The organism is Gilliamella bombi, assembly GCF_900103255.1.
In the GTDB taxonomy this organism is placed as follows: domain Bacteria; phylum Pseudomonadota; class Gammaproteobacteria; order Enterobacterales; family Orbaceae; genus Gilliamella; species Gilliamella bombi.
Window position 1 is genome coordinate 1 of the sequence record NZ_FMWS01000121.1, and the last position, 1,080, is coordinate 1,080.

At 32.3% G+C, this 1,080-nt stretch carries 1 pseudogene; it reads left to right on the plus strand.

What is annotated here, in order from left to right:
* Positions 1–379 precede the first annotated feature (379 nt).
* Positions 380–1,080, plus strand: a pseudogene (locus B9N71_RS12620) (DUF1911 domain-containing protein); the annotation flags it as partial.

Here is a 1,080-nt window from a genome sequence, read left to right on the forward strand (position 1 = left end):
TTCAGCTTCTTTTAAAATAGCCACGATTTGATGTTCAGTCATTTTTTCATAATTAAATTTCCTTTTACTTTTATCATAGAGAATTTTCTACTTTTTTGCTGTACTATTTTAGGGGATAGTTACAAGATGAATATCATAAGATATGTACTCGTCATATCATTGTTGTATCATTGTTAGTTGATCCTGGTCTATCACATATTGAAGCTCTACTAGATGATACGACAACTAATTTTAATCACGCTAGTCACAATGGTATTGTAATACATAGATATGGCGAACCTACGGTTGAAAATATTATTCAAGCAAAGCATCGAAGTATAAAAAAGAAAGTCAATAGGAATAAATCCAAATAAAGAGCAAATACAGGAGATAAACAAATATGACAGAATTTGAACAACAACGCCGTCAGAAACTATTAGATGAGGCTTTTTATCCATACATACAAGAGAGATTAAACTGGGAAATAAACGAATTTGACAAAACGGTACGAATTATTAAAGATCCTTTTATGGAGCCAATGATAGATCTTTATTATCAACAATTATGTCTTGACTATACGGTGGGTAAACCGATTCCTGATTTATTGTCGATCATAGATAAAATAATAAAATATACTGAAAATACAATTGATCACGTTGAACGGTATAATCACGCTCACCCTGATGATAAAACAGAAATCACAATTTTAACAGAATATTTTGAAACAGAAAAACTTTCTAATTTATTAGGGCTTTGTATTCTATTTGAACGGCAGGATTGGTTTGAAACTATCGTTAAAGCTGTCGATTTTGATCAAGAAAATCGAGAGAAAGCGTTAGACAGTCTAATTGCAATGAAAATTCCAAACTATCCAATTACTGAAGAAAAAACACCACGAGAACTAAGCTTTCGTAATCCCCTTTATAAAGCTATTCATGCTGAAAAATCTAAAGATACCTTAAAGTTTTTAGATGAATATTTGCGCCGTTGGTACGATGGGCTACGTAAAGCAGGCAATGTTTACATTGATATTCATTTATTACAGCAAGGTGATTCACAGGACTGTTGCACATTCCATGGCTACTGGTGTTTTGAAGCCGC